The organism is Streptomyces phaeochromogenes, from assembly GCF_001418655.1.
Classification (GTDB): Bacteria; Actinomycetota; Actinomycetes; order Streptomycetales; family Streptomycetaceae; genus Streptomyces; species Streptomyces phaeochromogenes.
The window spans coordinates 1-1,146 of record NZ_LIQZ01000622.1 but is presented as its reverse complement, the minus strand read 5'-3'; the positions used below and the strand labels follow the sequence as shown (position 1 = coordinate 1,146).

Annotated in this window: 1 protein-coding gene and 1 pseudogene; both read left to right on the top strand. The window is 68.4% G+C overall.

What is annotated here, in order from left to right; all coding sequences use genetic code 11:
- A pseudogene (locus AOK17_RS53305) lies at positions 1-137 on the top strand (hydrolase); the annotation flags it as partial.
- Between the two features lie 119 nt (positions 138-256).
- Positions 257-1,146, top strand: an 890-nt coding sequence (locus tag AOK17_RS46785; protein ID WP_055618718.1) for an MFS transporter, incomplete at its 3' end; no start/stop codon positions are given.

Sequence of the window (1,146 nt, the reverse complement as noted above, 5' to 3'; positions counted from 1 at the left end):
CGCTCGGGGTGCGGGCGGCCGTCGCGGCAGGGATGGATGTGTACGGGTTCACGGCGATGACGCCGGCCGAGCGGTTGGCGGGCGCGGACCGGCTCTTCGGGGACATGGGCGAGCTGATCGGCCTGCTTCAGAGCTGACTTGCCGTCCACATGGCCGCCGAGCTGATCCCAAGTTGATCTTCCAGCGGCAGAGTTGAACAAAATTCATCTTTGAACCGTCTACCCACGGGTAAGTCTGAGCCCTACGCTGAGCCGCCATGACAGATGTGCTGCGGCGTGGCCGGGCTTCTTTGGCATTCAGCTTCTTCGCCCAGGGCGTCGCCTTCGCGCTGCTCGTGACACGAATACCCGCGATCCAGGATCGGTACGGGATATCCGACGCGTTGCTGCCCGCCTTCCTCGCTGCCGTGCCGATCCTGGCCGGGGTCGGCAGCGTCTGCACCGAGCAGTTGGTGAAGAGGGTGCCCCCCAGTCACGTACTGCGCTGGTCGCAGCCGGTGGTGCTGCTGGCGCTGCTCGGGGTGGGGGCCGGCGACGGGCTGTGGGCGATCGGGCTTTCGCTCGCGGCCTTCGGGCTGGCCGTCGGGTCGCTCGACGCGTCCATGAACATGCTCGGGGTGAGCCTTCAGCACAGGTACGGGCGCAGCATCATGCTCGGGTTCCACGCGGCGTTCAGCCTGGGCGGGATCGTCGGGGCGTCGCTCGCGTGGGTGGGGGCGCACTGGGATCTGGCGTTGTTCGTGTCGTATCTGCCGGTGGTCGTGGTGCTGTTGCCCGCGGCGTTCGTGGGGAGCCGGTGGTACGTCGACGGGAGCGGGCCCGAGGCCGAGGTGAAGGCGCAGGGCGAGGACGGGAGCGGCAGCGGTGGCGGCGGTGTCGGGTTCAAGTTGCTGCTGCCTCTGTGTCTGGTGATGGCCGTCGCGTACATCGGGGACTCGACCGTCTCCAACTGGAGCGCCAAGTATCTGCAGGACGTGCTCGGCAGTTCGGAGCAGCTGGCGACCGTTCCGTACAACGTCTATATGGTCACCACGCTGATCGGGCGGGCCGTCGGGGACTTCGGGGTGCGGCGGTTCGGGGCCGTGATGGTGGTGCGGGCCGGAGCGGTGGTCGCGGCTGTGGGGTTCGCGGTGGTGGCCGGGGCGCC